The 15,181-nt window shown below is 61.5% G+C and carries 16 protein-coding genes; 9 read left to right on the top strand and 7 right to left on the bottom strand.

Translation table 11 applies throughout. The features are described from left to right. Nucleotides 1-44: 44 nt before the first annotated feature. Nucleotides 45-806 carry a zinc transporter ZupT gene (gene zupT / locus HMPREF2698_RS03520; RefSeq protein ID WP_070562132.1) on the top strand — a complete coding sequence of 254 codons (762 nt, stop codon included), beginning with the start codon at nucleotides 45-47 and terminating at the stop codon, nucleotides 804-806. On the opposite strand, the gene HMPREF2698_RS03515 is transcribed toward zupT, so the two are convergent. The 3 genes from HMPREF2698_RS03515 to HMPREF2698_RS03505 are packed head-to-tail and all read right to left on the bottom strand — an operon-like array spanning nucleotide 799 to nucleotide 3,014. Continuing rightward, nucleotides 799-1,716 (bottom strand): DUF808 domain-containing protein, encoded by a 918-nt coding sequence (locus tag HMPREF2698_RS03515; protein ID WP_070562129.1) that lies wholly within the window; start codon nucleotides 1,714-1,716, stop codon nucleotides 799-801. The two genes, zupT and HMPREF2698_RS03515, sit on opposite strands and share 8 nt — an antisense overlap. Before the next feature lie 42 nt (nucleotides 1,717-1,758). Continuing rightward, complete coding sequence (locus HMPREF2698_RS03510) at nucleotides 1,759-2,295, bottom strand: ribonuclease FAU-1 family protein (protein ID WP_070530369.1); 537 nt, start codon at nucleotides 2,293-2,295, stop codon at nucleotides 1,759-1,761. Further along, nucleotides 2,295-3,014, bottom strand: a complete 720-nt coding sequence (locus HMPREF2698_RS03505) for an Rv1157c family protein (protein ID WP_070524895.1) — start codon at nucleotides 3,012-3,014, stop codon at nucleotides 2,295-2,297. Before HMPREF2698_RS03505 ends, HMPREF2698_RS03510 begins: the two co-directional genes overlap by 1 nt. A gap of 272 nt (nucleotides 3,015-3,286) precedes the next feature. Here HMPREF2698_RS03505 and typA point away from each other — a divergent pair, with 272 nt between their 5' ends. From typA to HMPREF2698_RS03465, 8 genes are all read left to right on the top strand, one after another. After that, entirely contained in the window at nucleotides 3,287-5,197 is a 1,911-nt protein-coding gene (typA, locus tag HMPREF2698_RS03500; RefSeq protein WP_070562126.1) for a translational GTPase TypA, read from the top strand. Between the two features lie 102 nt (nucleotides 5,198-5,299). Beyond that, complete coding sequence (locus HMPREF2698_RS03495) at nucleotides 5,300-6,901, top strand: ABC transporter family substrate-binding protein (RefSeq protein WP_070562123.1); 1,602 nt, start codon at nucleotides 5,300-5,302, stop codon at nucleotides 6,899-6,901. After that, nucleotides 6,894-7,760 carry a PIG-L family deacetylase gene (locus HMPREF2698_RS03490; RefSeq protein WP_070562121.1) on the top strand — a complete coding sequence of 289 codons (867 nt, stop codon included), beginning with the start codon at nucleotides 6,894-6,896 and terminating at the stop codon, nucleotides 7,758-7,760. Before HMPREF2698_RS03495 ends, HMPREF2698_RS03490 begins: the two co-directional genes overlap by 8 nt. Next, complete coding sequence (locus tag HMPREF2698_RS03485; RefSeq protein ID WP_070562118.1) at nucleotides 7,757-8,149, top strand: hypothetical protein; 393 nt, start codon at nucleotides 7,757-7,759, stop codon at nucleotides 8,147-8,149. Before HMPREF2698_RS03490 ends, HMPREF2698_RS03485 begins: the two co-directional genes overlap by 4 nt. Before the next feature lie 50 nt (nucleotides 8,150-8,199). Continuing rightward, nucleotides 8,200-8,523 (top strand): ferredoxin, encoded by a 324-nt coding sequence (fdxA, locus tag HMPREF2698_RS03480; protein ID WP_070524905.1) that lies wholly within the window; start codon nucleotides 8,200-8,202, stop codon nucleotides 8,521-8,523. A gap of 3 nt (nucleotides 8,524-8,526) precedes the next feature. Next, entirely contained in the window at nucleotides 8,527-9,612 is a 1,086-nt protein-coding gene (dapC, locus tag HMPREF2698_RS03475; protein WP_070562115.1) for a succinyldiaminopimelate transaminase, read from the top strand. Then, a complete protein-coding gene (locus HMPREF2698_RS03470) occupies nucleotides 9,613-10,419 on the top strand; it encodes a pseudouridine synthase (RefSeq protein WP_070562112.1) in 807 nt (268 codons plus the stop codon). Nucleotides 10,420-10,526: 107 nt separating this feature from the next. Next, entirely contained in the window at nucleotides 10,527-11,090 is a 564-nt protein-coding gene (locus HMPREF2698_RS03465; RefSeq protein WP_070524912.1) for a GtrA family protein, read from the top strand. Nucleotides 11,091-11,509: 419 nt separating this feature from the next. Here the strand turns inward: HMPREF2698_RS03465 and HMPREF2698_RS03460 are convergent, their stop codons facing one another. From HMPREF2698_RS03460 to HMPREF2698_RS03445, 4 genes are all read right to left on the bottom strand, one after another. Further along, nucleotides 11,510-11,989, bottom strand: a complete 480-nt coding sequence (locus HMPREF2698_RS03460) for a transcriptional regulator (RefSeq protein ID WP_227485796.1) — start codon at nucleotides 11,987-11,989, stop codon at nucleotides 11,510-11,512. Further along, entirely contained in the window at nucleotides 11,973-12,182 is a 210-nt protein-coding gene (locus tag HMPREF2698_RS13515; RefSeq protein ID WP_070524916.1) for a helix-turn-helix transcriptional regulator, read from the bottom strand. The genes HMPREF2698_RS03460 and HMPREF2698_RS13515 overlap by 17 nt, the downstream gene beginning before the upstream one ends. 54 nt (nucleotides 12,183-12,236) lie before the next feature. After that, nucleotides 12,237-13,097, bottom strand: coding sequence for a type IV toxin-antitoxin system AbiEi family antitoxin domain-containing protein (locus HMPREF2698_RS03450; protein ID WP_070562107.1), 861 nt, complete (start codon nucleotides 13,095-13,097; stop codon nucleotides 12,237-12,239). 561 nt (nucleotides 13,098-13,658) lie between these two features. Next, nucleotides 13,659-15,089 (bottom strand): amino acid permease, encoded by a 1,431-nt coding sequence (locus HMPREF2698_RS03445; RefSeq protein ID WP_070562105.1) that lies wholly within the window; start codon nucleotides 15,087-15,089, stop codon nucleotides 13,659-13,661. Nucleotides 15,090-15,181 lie beyond the last annotated feature (92 nt).

Raw genomic sequence — 15,181 nt, 5'->3', positions numbered from 1 at the left:
CGCGAACTTCCGCACTAAATTGGCCTAAGTCAGGTTTCAGCCTCGTGCTGTTGTCTGGCTTGTCGACGTCCATCGGTGCCGCCCTGGCCGTCGGCAAGCGCGAGCCCGGGCCGAAGTTTATGGCCGCAGCCCTGGGGTTGTCTGCGGGCGTGATGCTCTACGTCTCCTTTATGGAGATCCTGCCGCAGTCCCTAGAGAAGCTGGAAAGCACCCTTGGGGGAGAGGCCACTGCCACGTGGACGATGATGGCGGCGTTCTTCGCCGGCATTGCGGTCATCGCCATTATCGACCGCCTCGTTCCCGAGGAGATTAACCCGCACGAGCCGGCCACGACAGAGGAAGAAGCACGCCGCAAGAGGCTGATGAAGACCGGCATGTTCACCGCCTTCGCGCTGGCCATCCACAACTTCCCCGAGGGATTTGCCACATTTCTTTCGGGCCTCGAAGCCCCCGAGATTGCGATCCCCGTTGCGGTGGCCATCGCCATCCACAACATTCCGGAAGGTATTGCGGTTGCGGTTCCCTTGCGCAGTGCCATGGGATCGCGCACGAAGGCATTTTGGTGGGCCACGATTTCTGGGCTCGCTGAGCCTGTCGGCGCCATTATCGGATTCGCTCTGCTCATGCCGTTCATTGGCCCGATGACGTTTGGCATAAGCTTTGCCGTCATCGCAGGAATCATGGTGTTCATCTCCCTGGATGAGCTTTTGCCCACGGCGGAGGAGACTGGCGAACACCACTGCGCCATCTACGGCCTCATCGCTGGTATGGCGGTCATGGCAGTGTCCCTCGCGATGTTTATTTAACGCGCTCCGCGGTGGCCTTGACCGCCATGATGATGGTGACGATAACGGAGCCGAGAATAAAGCCGCACAACATGGACAAGCCGGTGTCCGCCAACCAGGCGAGCGCGCCATTGTTGATGCTCTCGGTCACGTGGTGGATGAAGCCATAGGGCTGCTCAGCGCCGAACTCGCTCAAGCCCTTGACCACGATGTGGCCGCCGACCCACAACATGGCGGCGGTGCCGATGATGCCGATGATGTTGAGCACGATGGGCATGCCCTTGACCAGGGCGGTACCCACGGCCGAATCGCCATCATGGCGCTTGAGCAGGGCGAGGCCGATATCGTCCATTTTGACCAAGAGCCCGACGGCGCCATAAACACCTAAGGTCAAGAGAATGCCGACGGCAACCAAGGCGCCGAGGCGCAGCCAGAAGGGCTGGTCCATGACCTCGTTGAGGGAGATCACCATGATTTCGGCGGAGAGGATGAGGTCCGTGGTGATCGCGGATTTGACCAGAGAATCTTCGGCGTCGGCGCCCTTTTCTTCTACGGTCTGCTCCTCCTCGCCGCGGTGGAGGATAGCATGGAAAATCTTTTCCGCGCCCTCGAAGCACAGGTATGTGCCGCCGCACATGAGGATGGGGGTGAGCGCCCAAGGAGCGATCCACGACAGGATGAGCGCAATCGGCAGGATGATGACGAGCTTGTTGATGAGCGAGCCCTTGGTAATCCGCCAAATCATCGGCAGCTCACGCTGCGGTTTGACGCCTTGGACGTATTGGGGCGTGACAGCGGCGTCATCGACGACGACTCCCGCTGCTTTCACCGAGGTCTTTCCGGCCAATGCTGTTACGTCGTCGACGCTGGAGGCAGCGGAGCGGGCGATCAGGGCGACGTCATCAAGCAGGGCAAAAAGGCCACCGGCCATGGCTCACTTCCTTGTGGTGTAGGGGTAAGTGTTTACCCTAGGTTACTCGGCAGGAACGAGCTCCACATTTTCTGCCCAGGTAAGTTCCATGCCCAGCGTGCGCAGCCAGCTCATGGCGTCATCGCCGTAGCGCGTGATGCCCTCGACGGCGGTAAGCGTGCGCTCCATGGCGCGCTCGGCCTCCTCGGCGCTGATGAGGCCGTTGGAGGTTGCGGCGGCTAGCTCGTCGATGTCGAGCACATCAACCGGCTCGCCGGAGGTGGAGACCAAGTCGACATAAAGATCGCGGGTAGTCCACACATCACCGTCGACGTCGATATCAGCGACGTCGATGTAGAAATCTTGGTGGACATCCACGCCCTCGCGGAAGTGGAAGATATTGGCGCGCAGGCCCAGCTCCGGGAGCAACCAGGATTCAAGGTAGCCGAAGCGCGGGTGGTTGGCGCCGCGGGCCATGTAAAGGCCAAAGTCGGTGACCCGGTAGGTGTCTACCTCCCGCTGAAAACCTTTCGGGTCGACGTTGATGTTGTCGGTGGTGTTAAAGGTTTCTTGCTTGACTGGGTGCAGGTCAGTGCTCATTAGTTAACCTCGAGGTAAGCCGCGGTAGGTGGGAAAGAACACGAGGATTCAGCAGTGTTGACCGCACCGGAGAGGACCGCCACGACGGTGCCCTTGCCCGTTGCTGCGCGGCCCGAGACCGTGGTCGGCCCATCGGCGTTGATGCCGTTGTTGAACAGGGGAGTGATGCCGAACTGGAAGGTATCCAGGTTGAACCACTGGACGCTCATGGCACCCTGCTGCTCAGCGGCGGTGGGGGTGCCCAGCGCGGTGAAGAGGAAGACGGTTTCTCCTTCGCCTGCGCCTGGGGCCGGCATATCGGTCGGGCCAGGCACGGCGATGGCGGAGCCCACCGAATCGCCCTGCCCGCCGATGCACTGCGCGGAGACCGTAGGCCAGTAGAACTGGCGGAAGCCGGGGTTGTTTCCCTCCGGCATGGCCACACCGCCTTCGCCGCCGTCACCGGCGGAGAAGTTAAGGGCGGTGAGGATGGCGCTGCGGGCCTCCTGTGGGATCCATGGCTGTGCCGCGAAAGCGCGAACACGCTCCTGCGTCTCCGGGGTGGGGCGGCCGAGGCTGTCCAGCGGGTTACTGCTCTGTGGAATGTTCACCAGCGAGGAGAGGTCGGGGGCGCCGGCATGTGCTGGCGTGATGCTGAGGAAGCCCATCATCACGGCAGCAGTTAGTCCAGCGACGCCACGGCGGGCGGAGCGGGAAGAGCGCTGTTCGGAAAGGGCCATGGAAAATCCTTGTGTTTGGGTAGGGGATCGTGGCGGCAGGAAACTAAATCACATGCGTCGCAATAGTATCTGCTGCCACAATATTCACTTTTTTGGCGTAGTCAACTCTAAATAGAGACCTACTGTGCGGTATGTCGGCGGTTGATATCGTTTCGTTACATCGCGCGCTAATGCGTGCGATGCGCGCGATGCTGCACATGAAAGGGCTAGAGAGTATATTTAAGGGCCGTTCATACCGCTAACGCATCATGCTTTAAAGGAGCACCCCACACGTGAGTAATACTGAGTTCCGTAACGTAGCCATCGTCGCGCACGTTGACCACGGTAAAACCACCCTCGTCAACGGCATGCTGGAGCAGTCCGGCGCTTTCGGCGACCATGGCGAACACTCGGATCGCGTCATGGACTCCAATGATCAGGAGCGCGAGCGCGGCATCACCATTCTGGCGAAGAATACCGCCATCCACCGCAAGGGCCTGGGCAAGGATGGCGGGGATCTCATCATCAACGTCATCGATACCCCGGGCCACGCCGACTTCGGCGGCGAGGTCGAGCGCGGTATCTCCATGGTGGACGGCGTCGTGCTGCTTGTCGACGCCTCCGAAGGCCCCCTGCCGCAGACCCGCTTCGTGCTCACCAAGGCACTGGAAGCCAAGCTGCCGGTCATCATCTGCGTGAATAAGACCGACCGCCCCGACGCCCGTATCGACGAGGTTGTCATCGAAGCGCAGGATCTTCTGCTGGAAATCGCTGCCGGCCTCGAAGATGAGGAAGCAGCCGCTGCCGCCGAGGAACTCTTGGACCTGCCGGTTCTCTACGCTTCCGGCCGCGAGGGCAAGGCCTCGACCGAAAACCCGGGTGACGGCAACGTTCCTAACGCCGACGACCTGCAGGCGCTTTTCGACGTCATCTACGAAGTCCTCCCCGAGCCCTCTGCCAAGGTCGACGCCCCGCTGCAGGCCCACGTGACCAACCTGGACTCCGACGACTTCCTGGGTCGTATCGCACTGCTGCGCATCTACTCCGGCACCATCAAGAAGGGCCAGCAGGTGGCCTGGATGCACTACGACGACGAGGGCGAGATGCACGTCAAGCAGGTCAAGGTGGCCGAGCTGCTGCGCACCGTCGGCTTCGAGCGCCAGCCGGACACCGAGGCCATCGCCGGCGACATCGTGGCCATCTCCGGTATCTCCGACATCATGATCGGTGACACCATCGCCGACGTTGAGGATCCGAAGCCGCTGCCGCGCATTAAGGTCGACGAACCGGCTATCTCCATGACCATCGGCGTGAACACCTCCCCGATGGCAGGCCAGGGCGGCGGCGACAAGCTCACCGCCCGCATGGTCAAGGCCCGCTTGGACCAGGAGCTCATCGGTAACGTCTCCATCAAGGTGCTGCCGACTGAGCGTCCCGATGCTTGGGAGGTTCAGGGCCGTGGCGAGATGGCACTGTCCGTGCTCATCGAGAATATGCGCCGCGAGGGCTTCGAGCTGACCGTCGGCAAGCCACAGGTGGTGACCCAGGTCATCGATGGAAAGACCATGGAGCCCTACGAGATGCTCACCATCGACTCCCCATCGGAATTCCAGGGTGCTATCACCCAGCTGCTGGCCTCCCGCAAGGGCCAGATGCAGTCAATGGATGTCCGCGAGGGCGACTGGGTGCGCATGGTCTTCCGCGTCCCAGCGCGCGGCCTGATCGGTTTCCGCACCCAGTTCCTGACGGAGACCCGCGGTTCCGGTATCGCTAACTCCATCTCCGATGGTCTCGACGTGTGGGCCGGAGACATCAAGGCTCGCCCGACCGGCTCGCTCGTGGCCGACCGTTCCGGCCAGATCACCGCTTATGCTCTGCAGCAGCTGGCGGACCGCGGTGACTTCTTCGTGGAGCCGGGCATGGAGGCCTATGAGGGCATGGTCGTCGGTGCCAACAACCGTGATGAGGATATGGACATCAACATCACCAAGGAAAAGAAGCTGACCAACATGCGCTCCGCCACCGCCGACGCCACCGTCACGCTGGCTAAGGCCAAGACCCTGTCCCTCGACGAGGCTCTGGAGTTCTGTGGCACCGACGAGTGCGTCGAGGTGGGCCCGAAGGTCCTGCGCGTGCGCAAGGTTGAACTGTCTGCCACCGACCGCAAGCGCGCGGCCGCACGCGCTAAGCAGCTCAACAAGTAGGCCGCTGTGGGCGTCGCCAAGCGGCGCCCCACCGCTAGGACCACCTGCCCCGGGGTATTAAAATAGCGCGGAAGAGTTTTCCGGACGTAAAGGTTGTGTGGAGTGGACCGTTTCCTGCCCCGGCTCGGAGTCATTCTCGCAGCCGCCGTGCTGACTGCATGCCAAGCCAACCCCGGGCCGCCGCCGGTTGTGGACGAGGAAGATCGCAGCGCCACGCCCACGAACTCAAGCATCACCACTCCGCCGCCGGAGGCAGCACCCAAGGAAGACGCACTGCCGAAGCGCAGCACCGTGGCCATTGGGGTGGACCCGCTGCGCGGCGGGCTCAACCCGCACCTCGTGGCGAATAATTCGGAACTGGTCAACCAAATCGCTGAGCTAGTGCTGCCCTCGGCCTTCCACGGGGACCAGATGGACACGGATGTCCTCGAATCCGCCGAGGAAATCGACGCTCCGGGCAGTATTGCCATGCGGGTGCGCTACACCATCGCCGCGCCAGCGCAATGGTCCGATGGGACGCCGATCAGTGGCTCTGACTTCAATTACTTGTGGTCCCAGATCACGCGCACTCCGGGCGCTAAAAACGTGTCCGGTTACCGGGCAATTTCGGCCGTGCGGACTTCCGGTAATGGGCGAGTGGTCACCGTGGACTTCGACCACCGCGTGGAGGACTGGCATAAGCTCTTTGCCCACCTATTGCCCTCCCATGTGCTGGAGGACAAGGACTTCACCTCGGCCTTAGCTGAGGGTATCCCAGCCTCTGCTGGACGTTACCTCGTCGAGGGGATGGACCGCGGGCGAGGGATTATCACGCTTAACCGCAATGACCGGTTCTGGGGAGAGGATCCCGCACATATCGACGTGATCCAATTGCGCGCTGTGCGCGATACCGCACAGGCGGTGAACATGCTGCGCTCGCACCAGATTGGGTTTGCTGACTTCACCCCGCAGCAGACCACCCTGGAGAATCTGAGCCTGCTCAGCAACGTCAATACCGGTGTGGTGACCCGGCAGCGTCAGCTCCGCCTGGAGATGTCGGCCGCCGAGGGCGCACTCGAGGAACAGCCGCAACGCCGCGCCTTGGCTTCGCTGCTCAACACCGACCAGCTGGCCCGGCTTGCCACCGGCCGCGCTTCGGAGCTCGAACCGGGGGAGAATCCCTTCGATAGCAACGCAGAACTTGCCCCGCTGCGTGAGCGTGCGGGCCGCAAACCCGTGCGCATCGCCGCGGATCCCCTCAATCCAACTGCCCTGGCTGCGGCCACCACCATCGTGGACGTGCTGCAAGCCAAGGCCATCGACGCGGAGGTCGTCACCGAACGCCCGGCTACCATAACTTCTGACTTGCTCCCGGCTGGCAAGGTAGATGCCGTGGTGGCGTGGGACGAAAACGGCATCGATGCGCTGAGTCTGGCTAACTACTTCGTGTGTGCAACGCCCACACGGCCTGCGGCAACGCAGTCGGGGTTCTGCCCTGAAGAGTCCGCGAAGACTGCTACCGATATTTTGTCGGGAAAGCTCGACTCCGCAGCGGCTCAAGAGCAGGTGGAGCACCTCAACAAAGAAGAAGTTCTCTTCGTCCCGTTGCTTAATGAGGTGCGAATCCACGCTTTGGGCAAGGGTATTGTTGGCCCCGGACAAAGCATCAAGGACTGGGACTCCGGTCTGATTAGTGCACCGCAGTGGAGGAAAGACGATGAATAAGGATCTCACCGGCTACCGTGTCGTGGCCGTTCACGCGCACCCGGATGATGAGGTGCTCTTTACAGGCGGCACGTTGGCGGACTTGTCCGCGCGCGGTGCGGAGGTCACCGTGATTACCGCGACGCTGGGGGAGGAGGGCGAAATCATCGGTGAGCCCTACCAAGGCCTCGCGGAAACAGATCAGCTGGGAGGGTTCCGCGCTTGGGAGCTTAAGCACGCGCTCGACGCATTAGGCGTTGATGGCATCCAGCTAGGCGGCTTCGGGCATTTTCGCGACTCCGGGATGGAAGGTTCCGCCGCCCATGATCACCCGCGGGCCCTGGTCAACCGTGTGGAGGAAGCAGCAGACCTGTTGCGCGGCCGCCTTGAACAACTGCGTCCGCACGCGGTGCTGACTTATGGCCCGGACGGCGGCTACGGTCACCCAGACCACATCGCGGTGCACAAGGCTGTGCATGCGGCCGCCGCACCAGAGCAGCGCATTTGGTGGGCGGTCTTCGAGCGCGCGGCGCACTATCGGGGTCTGGAGGTCATCACGCCGCCCGAAGGCTGGAGCCTGCCGGACAAGGCGTACCTGGACAACTTCACCAACGCCGGCTGTGACGTGACCTATGAACTTCGCGACGCGGCACGTGCTGCCAAGCGCGCAGCCATGCTGGCGCACGCCACGCAGATCTGGCTTGCCGACGGCTCCCTCACCACCGTCAACCCCTACTCCGCCCAGGCGGGACTTCAGGACCCCGCCCAAGTCCCCGCCGCTTATGCCTTGTCCAATCTGCTCACGATGCCGCTGCTGCGCCAGGAGTTCTACCAGCTTGGTCAGGGAGAGCCGCAGGACTCATTGCTGGGGGAGAAGTGACCGAGCGCGCCATTCGCACAGACTTCTCTCGCGGCGAGCAAATAGGTGGCCTGGTGTGGCTGGTCGTGGGAGCGCTCTGCTCGCTGACGCTCGAGGTGGTCTACCTTACCGCCCGGGTGCCGTGGTTTGACGGGGCCAGCGTGGCCTTTCCCATCACCATCCTCATCGCCTTCTGGTTCAACGGGGTGTTGACTCGCACAGCGCGTCTGTGGAGCGAGAATCCCTACATCGCAGGCGTGCCAGGACTGGCCTGGGTCGCAGGTTTTCTCGCGTTCATGCTGGGAGCCGCCTTCGGGGAGGGCAGCCTGCTGGCCAATAATATTCTCAGCCTGCTGCTGTTCGCCGCGGGAATCGCGGGCAGCGTTTGGCCATTTTTCGCCTCGGAGTAGCATACTGTTATTCGTAGAAAACCCGTGACACACAGGAGTTTAAACACCTTATGACTTACACCATCGCGCAGCCCTGCGTCGACGTGATGGACCGCGGCTGCGTTGAAGAGTGCCCGGTCGACTGCATCTACGAGGGCAAGCGCATGCTCTACATCCACCCAGACGAGTGCGTGGACTGCGGCGCCTGCGAGCCGGCTTGCCCGGTGGAGGCCATCTTCTACGAGGATGACGTCCCGGATGAGTGGTTGGACTACAACGACGCCAACGCTGCCTTCTTTGATGATCTCGGCTCTCCGGGTGGCGCAGCAGCACTTGGACCGCAGGACTTTGACGTCCCGATGATCGCTAAGCTCCCACCCCAGAACCAGGAGTAGAGTATGAGCCGCACGCCGCTTGGACGCACGCTTCCGGATTTTCCGTGGAACTCGCTTGCCGGTGCCAAGAAGAAAGCCCAGGCGCATCCGGACGGGATCGTTGACCTATCGGTGGGCAATCCCGTTGATCCAGTTGCCCCTGGCGTGCAGTTAGCGCTGTCCGCAGCGGCCGAGGCTCCCGGCTATCCGCAGACTCAGGGCACTCCGGAGCTGCGCGAGGCCATCGCGAAGGCACTTGAGCGCCGCTACACCATGAACGTGGACGCGGTGCTGCCGGTCATCGGCACCAAGGAGGCCATCGCCTGGCTGCCCACCTTGCTGGGCATGCGCGGTGAGACCGTGGCTTTCCCGACGGTGGCTTATCCCACCTATGAAGTCGGTGCGCTCTTGGCCGGTGCTAAGCCGTTGCGCGCCGACGAGGATTTCCAGGATGCGTCGCTCGTGTTCATCAACTCGCCGTCGAATCCGACGGGCAGGGTGCTGGGCGTCGAGAAGCTGCGCGAGATCGTCGCTTGGGCGCGCGTGAACAATGCCATCGTGGCCTCGGACGAGTGCTACATGGGCTTGGGTTGGGATGATGAGAACCCGCCGGTGTCCATCTTGGACCCGCGCGTGACCGATGGCGACAATACCGGGCTTATCGCCATGCATTCGCTGTCCAAGAGCGCGAACATGGCCTCCTATCGCGCCGGTTTCTTTGCGGGCGATGCCAAGCTCATCGCCGAGCTGCTGGAGCTGCGTAAGCACGCGGGGCTCATTGTTCCGGGCCCCATCCAGGCGGCGATGGTTGCCGCGCTTGACGACGACCCCTCCGAAGCCCTCCAGCGCCAACGCTACGCCGCGCGCCGTGTGGATCTCATGCGGGCGCTGACCGGAGCTGGTTTTAGGATCGAGCACTCCGAGGCTGGGCTCTACCTGTGGGCAACGCGCGGTGAGAACTGCCGCGAGACCGTCGACTGGCTGGCCGAGCGCGGCATCCTCGTTGCACCGGGTGATTTCTATGGCCCAGCGGGCGAGCAGTTCGTGCGCATTGGCCTCAACGGTACGGACGAGCGCATTGCAGCGGCCGTCGCGCGCTTGGCTGAGTAAGTGGCTTTTCGCCCGCCGGCGCGGGAGGGGATTAGCCCGCGCAAGGTGATGCTCACCGGCACTGTGCCCGCCACACCTACCTATTGGGCAGGTGAGGCGGGCGATTCCGCGTTTTCTCCTGGCACTCGCTTGGAGCCCGGCACGGTGTTGCCTGGCCCTACGCTGGCGTGGTATCACCCCTCGGTACCTTCCGAAGAGCCCATTCCCTTTGATTACCGGGTGGTATATGAGGACGGGGACCTGATAGTCGCGGACAAGCCGCACTTCTTACCCACGACGTCGAATGGTCGCATCGTCCGCGAGACGCTCCAGACACGCTTGCGCGTGGACTTTAATGAGGACTCCATCGTGCCGCTGCAGCGGCTGGACCGGTTGACTTCGGGGTTGGTGCTGTGCTCGCGCAATCCCCGCACGCGCGCTGCGTATCAGCAACTCTTTCAGGAGCGTGCGGTGGTGAAGCACTACCGGGCTCAGGTGGCCGCGCCCTTCTCCTTCGACGGCACTGTACGGCTGGGGATGCGGCGCGTGCGTGGTGAACGTCAGGTCCTCGTGGATTCCACCGGTACGCCTACGGTGACCCGCGTGCGTGCTAGTGGAACGACTGCCGATGTATGGCCGCTCACCGGCCATACCCACCAGATCCGCGTGGTACTTAACCACCTGGGACATCCGATTGTGGGGGATGATACTTATCCCGTGGATCGAGGCTTGGATCTTTATGATTTCTCCACGCCGCTGCTGCTTTCCCATGTCGCTTTGAGTTTTAGCGATCCAGTTACCGGCCGCAAGCGTGAGTTCAAGCTGTGAGATTGGGCGCTAATGCAGCGTGCGTTTTAGTTTGTGCTGATTGAACGACTAAACTCAAATGAAGTTTTATTCATCATAATTGAGCATTTTGTACGAAGGGCGTGTCCATGGCGGATCTGAGCTTTGCTCGCTTTGCCTCGAATTTTGGCCAGTTCATTAAGTTCGGTCTGGTTGGCGGTTCGGGCGCGTTGGTCAATATTGCAGTTTCAATCCTGGCCGCAAAGTGTGGGTTGGCTTGGTTCGGCGCTACGCCGCATGACGCGATGTTCAACCTCTTCGGCACCCAGTTTCACGTGCGCTGGTTCATGCTCTTTTCCACCATCGCCTTCCTCGTTGCGAATACGTGGAATTACCAGCTCAACCGCATGTGGACTTTTAAATCCGTTAGCAAAGTCTCGTGGTTGCGGGGTTTCTTCCCGTTCCTCATTACGGGCATTGGCGCGTATTTGGTGACTCTTGCTGTGCAGTACTTGCTGATGAATCCGACCTCGCCGTTGCAACTGCCGCCCGATATTTTCAATGACTCCACGGGCTTCCGCACGATGTATTACTGGGCCAATGCCATCTCAATCGTGGTAGCCATGCCGATTAACTTCATCTTCAACAAGCTGTGGACCTTCCGCTCGAAGCCCAAGGCGCCGGTCGTGGTCCACGAGACCGAACCGGCTTAATTATCGACCCTTCGCCCCGCCCAACCCTTCGCGCTCACCAGCGTCGGCCGGCGGGGCCTTTTTCATGTCGCGGTGAGCGGGAAGGGGGCGTCGGCAAGCACATGCTCCCTTCGCGCTTACCAGAATCACGGCGAGGAAGCGCTCCATCGCCCTGGTGAGCGCTTAGGGGTAATTGGTGGAAATGCCTCCTTCGCGCTCACGGGCGTCCAATAAATTCGGTAGCTACTGCTACCGGTGGGCGCGAAAGGGCGTGTTAGCGGTTTGACCGGTGAGATGGCGGGGTGAGATGCACTTCGGAGCTTGGTTCGGCGTGGCCCTATTCTCCCTTGGCGCTCACCGGCGCCTGCAAAATAGAGGAACCCGCCGTCCGCGGTGAGTGCGAAGGGCGGGATGGAGGAAGGTGGGCGGGGAAGAGCTGCCTAGTCGTCGAGCTCGGCGTCGAGGCGCTCTTGGTCGCGTTGGTGCTGGCGGCGGCGAAGGAATGGCGTGAAGATGATGGCGGCGGTCACGCCAGCCCCAGCGCCAACCAAGTAGGAGGTGGAGTCCGGTGCGTAAGCGTTATGGGCAATTCCGACGAACATCACAATGAGCGGGATGAGGTAGACGGCCATGGCGGACCAATTACGGCCAACAGATGGGGTAGCGACTCGTTTGCGCAGCCACGCCGTGCCGAAGAGATTGCCGATGATAGACGGTGCGATGGCGAGGAAGCACAGCATGCTCATCTGACCAGGGAGGACCCAGGCGAGGATGGCTGCGGCGACAAGCTCGAGGAAGAGTTTCGGGGTAGCGCTGATGGCATACGCCTTGTAGAAAGTCTCGCGTTCGTATTCGTCGCGGGAGGCGCGCTCGATCTCGTTGAGGGTGTAGTTGGCCAGGGCGTTAATCATGTTGTTCATCTCCAAAGACTTCTTCGACGGTTTTTCCTAGTTCGCGGCAGATGTCTAGCGCTAGGTAGACGGAGGGAGAGTAGTTGCCGCGTTCGATATTGGCGATAGTTTGGCGGGAAACTCCGGCTCTTTCAGCAAGGTCAGCTTGAGACATCTCGAGCCAGCGCCGCCATTTGCGAACCATGTTCTGGTGCTCGGCCATCTGGTCTCCTTTACGGTGTGTAACGCTTACATGCCTTAGTGTAAAGCAAACTTGTCATGATGGCAATGTTTGCATGCATAAGTGCCAAGTCCAATAAGGCTGGGTCGCGGCAGAAGGGAGCTTGGGATTTCGCCCTTTGAGCAGCTCAAGAGTCGCTTTGATAAGCAAAAAGGCATCATCGAGGTGGTAGCGGATATCGTCGGCAGTAAAGCGCAAAACCGTATATCCATGTGCCACGGCCGCATTCTGCTTCGTACGGTCTGCTTGAAAAGCCCTGCCATCCTTGTGGTATTCCCAACCGTCGACTTCGACGATGAGCTTGCCAATCTTCAAGTCAAAGCGGTAGCCCGCGATGAGCGCATTGTGTTCAGGGAAGATTCCGGTCGTGCGCAGTCTTCGACTGAGTTGGCGCTCCGGCACACTGTCCGCGCCGATGGGTGTGTGGCGAATAGCCTCCTTTAGACGCCGGGGAATCCGACGCATTCTCCGCCGGTCGTTGTCTAAGCGCTCAGGGCCCGTCTTGCCGCGATAATGCTCTTCCAGCAATTGACCACACGCTGCGGCTATTCGCCGCGCCGCCCAGAGAACCTGAATGACCGGAAGTCCGTTGACCAGGGTTGTGGCCGAAAGCCGCGAATGCGTCACCCGAAAGTTCTTCCCCTTGAGCGTTCGTGGCCCCTCGGCCTCCAGCGGAAACGTCAAATTCCGCCCCAAGTGAATCTCCTGCGCGGTCTTACCCGTGAAATGTATTCGACTCAGCCCGTGAGCCAGAGCTTGTGCCACAGCTAACGGCGACCACTCATCGCTATAAATCCCCCGATGCACGCGAAACAGCTTTCCCGCGCGAAGCTTCCGCCGGATTGCCTCCTTGCTCAACCCCATCTCGCGCAGCTCTGCGGTAGTCCATGCCTTCATGAAACTCAAGGTATGCAGTGCTTGGCGACGAGTCGATAGTCAATTCTCCGCCTGTGGATAACCCTGCCTCAAAGCCAGATTCTGAGGGTTTATGTTGACGCGTCGTCTTCCTGTCTAGCGCATTCCCTATCGTTTGGGCTTTGCAGTGTTCGGATCGCCGCATCGATTCGGCGTTGTCGACCAACACAGCCCCTTAAATCCCTCCGCGCCCTTGGCGCTCACCGGGCTCGCTGATTAGCTGCTAGAGCTTTCGGCGGTGACCGCGAAGGGCATAGGCTTGGTCGGGAATTGCATCGGTGAGGTTGGGAATTGCATCGAGCGCCGTTCGGGTCCACCTACCTTTTGCGCTCACGGGGCAGGCGCCTGTCATTGTCCGCCCTTCGTTGGTGAGCGCGAAGGGCGCTTGCTGGGGTGACAGCTCATGCGGCATGCCCTTGGCGGCCACAGGGAGCGGAGATACGGTGCTACGCAGTGCGCCGGTGAGCGCGAAGGGAGTGAGGTGGCTGCGAGGAGGAGTGAGGAAGGGACGCGAAGGGAGTGGAGTGGCAGCGGGAGGGGCGGCTAGCGGGCCTTCAGCTCCTCGGCTGTTGGTAGGGGCAGGCGAGCGGTCGGGGAGATTCCGCGGGCCTTAGCGTTGATCACGCCCGCGACAGCGAGCACAGCGAACATGGCGGCGGCGGAGTAGAGCTGGATGCGGGCGGAGGCGTCGCTAAGCATGAGCACCGCAATAGCTGCAAACAATGCCAGCGCGAACCACGTGAGGTAGGGGTAGGCCCACATGCGGACCGGCAGCGGGTGGATGGCCTCGAGCTGCGGGCGCAGGCGCAACTGGCTCACTGCAATGAAGACCCACACGATGAGCAGCGAAGCACCAGCGGCGTTCAGCATGAAGGAGAGTAGCCATCCGGTATCCGCATAGTTGAGAACAACCATGACCGCGGAGAGCACCACGGACAGCGCAATGGCGGCGGTTGGCACGCCGCGGCGATCTGTTGCAGCGAAGAGCTTGGGCGCCTCACCTCGGGAGGCCAGCGAGTGCATCATGCGGGAGGAGGCGTAGATCTGCGCGTTGAACGCGGAGAGTAGCGCGAGCACGATGACCACTTCCATGATGGCCGCAGCACCAGGGATTCCAGCCCGGTCCAAGACCATCGTGAACGGAGACTCGGCGGCAGACTGCGCGGAGCCGAGCGAAGAGTAGGGCAGGAGGAAGGTGATGACGAGGACGGAGCCCAAGTAGAAGACCGAAATGCGAGTAATGGTGGTGCGCACCGCGTTGACAAGGGACTTCTCGGGGTCCTCGGATTCCGCCGCGGCAATGGCGACGACCTCGATGCCGCCGAAAGCAAAGGCCACGGCGAGCAGGCCGGCGGCCACGCCGCCGAGGCCGTTGGGCATGAAGCCGTCGGCAAGGAAGACGGACGTCCCGATGAAGGTGTGGCCAGGAAGCAGCCCGAAGATCAGCAGCGCACCGATGACAAGGAAGGCAATGATGACAGCGACCTTAATGAAGGCGAACCAGTACTCGAACTCGCCGAACAAGCGCACACGCAAGAGGTTGATGGTGCCAAAGAGCGCCACGCAGATGGCCGCGGGGATCCACGGCGGGCAGTCGAACCATGCGCCGATGAAACCAGCAGCGCCCGTAATTTCCGCGCCGAGGACGGCGACGGTGGCAAGCCAATAAATCCAGCCTTGTGTGAAGCCTGCCCAGCGTCCGATTCCGTGCTCGGCGTATTCAGAGAAGGAACCGGAAGCGGGGATGACCGTGCCCATCTCACCGAGCATTTGCATGACCAAGATGGCAAGGAAGCCAGCGATGAGGTAGGCCAAGAGAACCGCGGGACCGGCGGCGGAAATACCTACGCCGGTGCCTAGGAAAAGACCGGCACCGATAGTGGAGCCCAGCCCCATCATGGTCAGGTGGCGGACTTTCAAGCCGCTGCCGAGTGAGCTAGGAGAGGAATCGTTTTGAGCAGTCACCTTTAGCATTGTAGGCAGCTGCCAAGGCGTTTGGGCATAAAGGGGCCATTTTATAGCGCTTGTGCACAATGCGGAGGGCTTAAGTCCACGATCGCGAAAGG

This window comes from Corynebacterium sp. HMSC072A02, assembly GCF_001810085.1.
In the GTDB taxonomy this organism is placed as follows: Bacteria; Actinomycetota; Actinomycetes; order Mycobacteriales; family Mycobacteriaceae; genus Corynebacterium; species Corynebacterium hesseae.
The sequence above is the reverse complement of the archived record's forward strand: the minus strand, read 5'-3'. Positions and strand labels throughout refer to the sequence as shown.

What these genes read in the sequence shown, in the direction of transcription:
- HMPREF2698_RS13515 (WP_070524916.1), bottom strand. Translation starts at nt 12,182, where the DNA reads ATGGCCGAGCACCAGAACATGGTTCGCAAATGGCGGCGCTGGCTCGAG.
- fdxA (WP_070524905.1), top strand. Translation starts at nt 8,200, where the DNA reads ATGACTTACACCATCGCGCAGCCCTGCGTCGACGTGATGGACCGCGGC.
- HMPREF2698_RS03445 (WP_070562105.1), bottom strand. Translation starts at nt 15,089, where the DNA reads ATGCTAAAGGTGACTGCTCAAAACGATTCCTCTCCTAGCTCACTCGGC.
- HMPREF2698_RS03510 (WP_070530369.1), bottom strand. Translation starts at nt 2,295, where the DNA reads ATGAGCACTGACCTGCACCCAGTCAAGCAAGAAACCTTTAACACCACC.
- HMPREF2698_RS03490 (WP_070562121.1), top strand. Translation starts at nt 6,894, where the DNA reads ATGAATAAGGATCTCACCGGCTACCGTGTCGTGGCCGTTCACGCGCAC.
- HMPREF2698_RS03465 (WP_070524912.1), top strand. Translation starts at nt 10,527, where the DNA reads ATGGCGGATCTGAGCTTTGCTCGCTTTGCCTCGAATTTTGGCCAGTTC.
- HMPREF2698_RS03460 (WP_227485796.1), bottom strand. Translation starts at nt 11,989, where the DNA reads ATGAACAACATGATTAACGCCCTGGCCAACTACACCCTCAACGAGATC.
- HMPREF2698_RS03505 (WP_070524895.1), bottom strand. Translation starts at nt 3,014, where the DNA reads ATGGCCCTTTCCGAACAGCGCTCTTCCCGCTCCGCCCGCCGTGGCGTC.
- dapC (WP_070562115.1), top strand. Translation starts at nt 8,527, where the DNA reads ATGAGCCGCACGCCGCTTGGACGCACGCTTCCGGATTTTCCGTGGAAC.
- HMPREF2698_RS03515 (WP_070562129.1), bottom strand. Translation starts at nt 1,716, where the DNA reads ATGGCCGGTGGCCTTTTTGCCCTGCTTGATGACGTCGCCCTGATCGCC.
- HMPREF2698_RS03450 (WP_070562107.1), bottom strand. Translation starts at nt 13,097, where the DNA reads ATGAAGGCATGGACTACCGCAGAGCTGCGCGAGATGGGGTTGAGCAAG.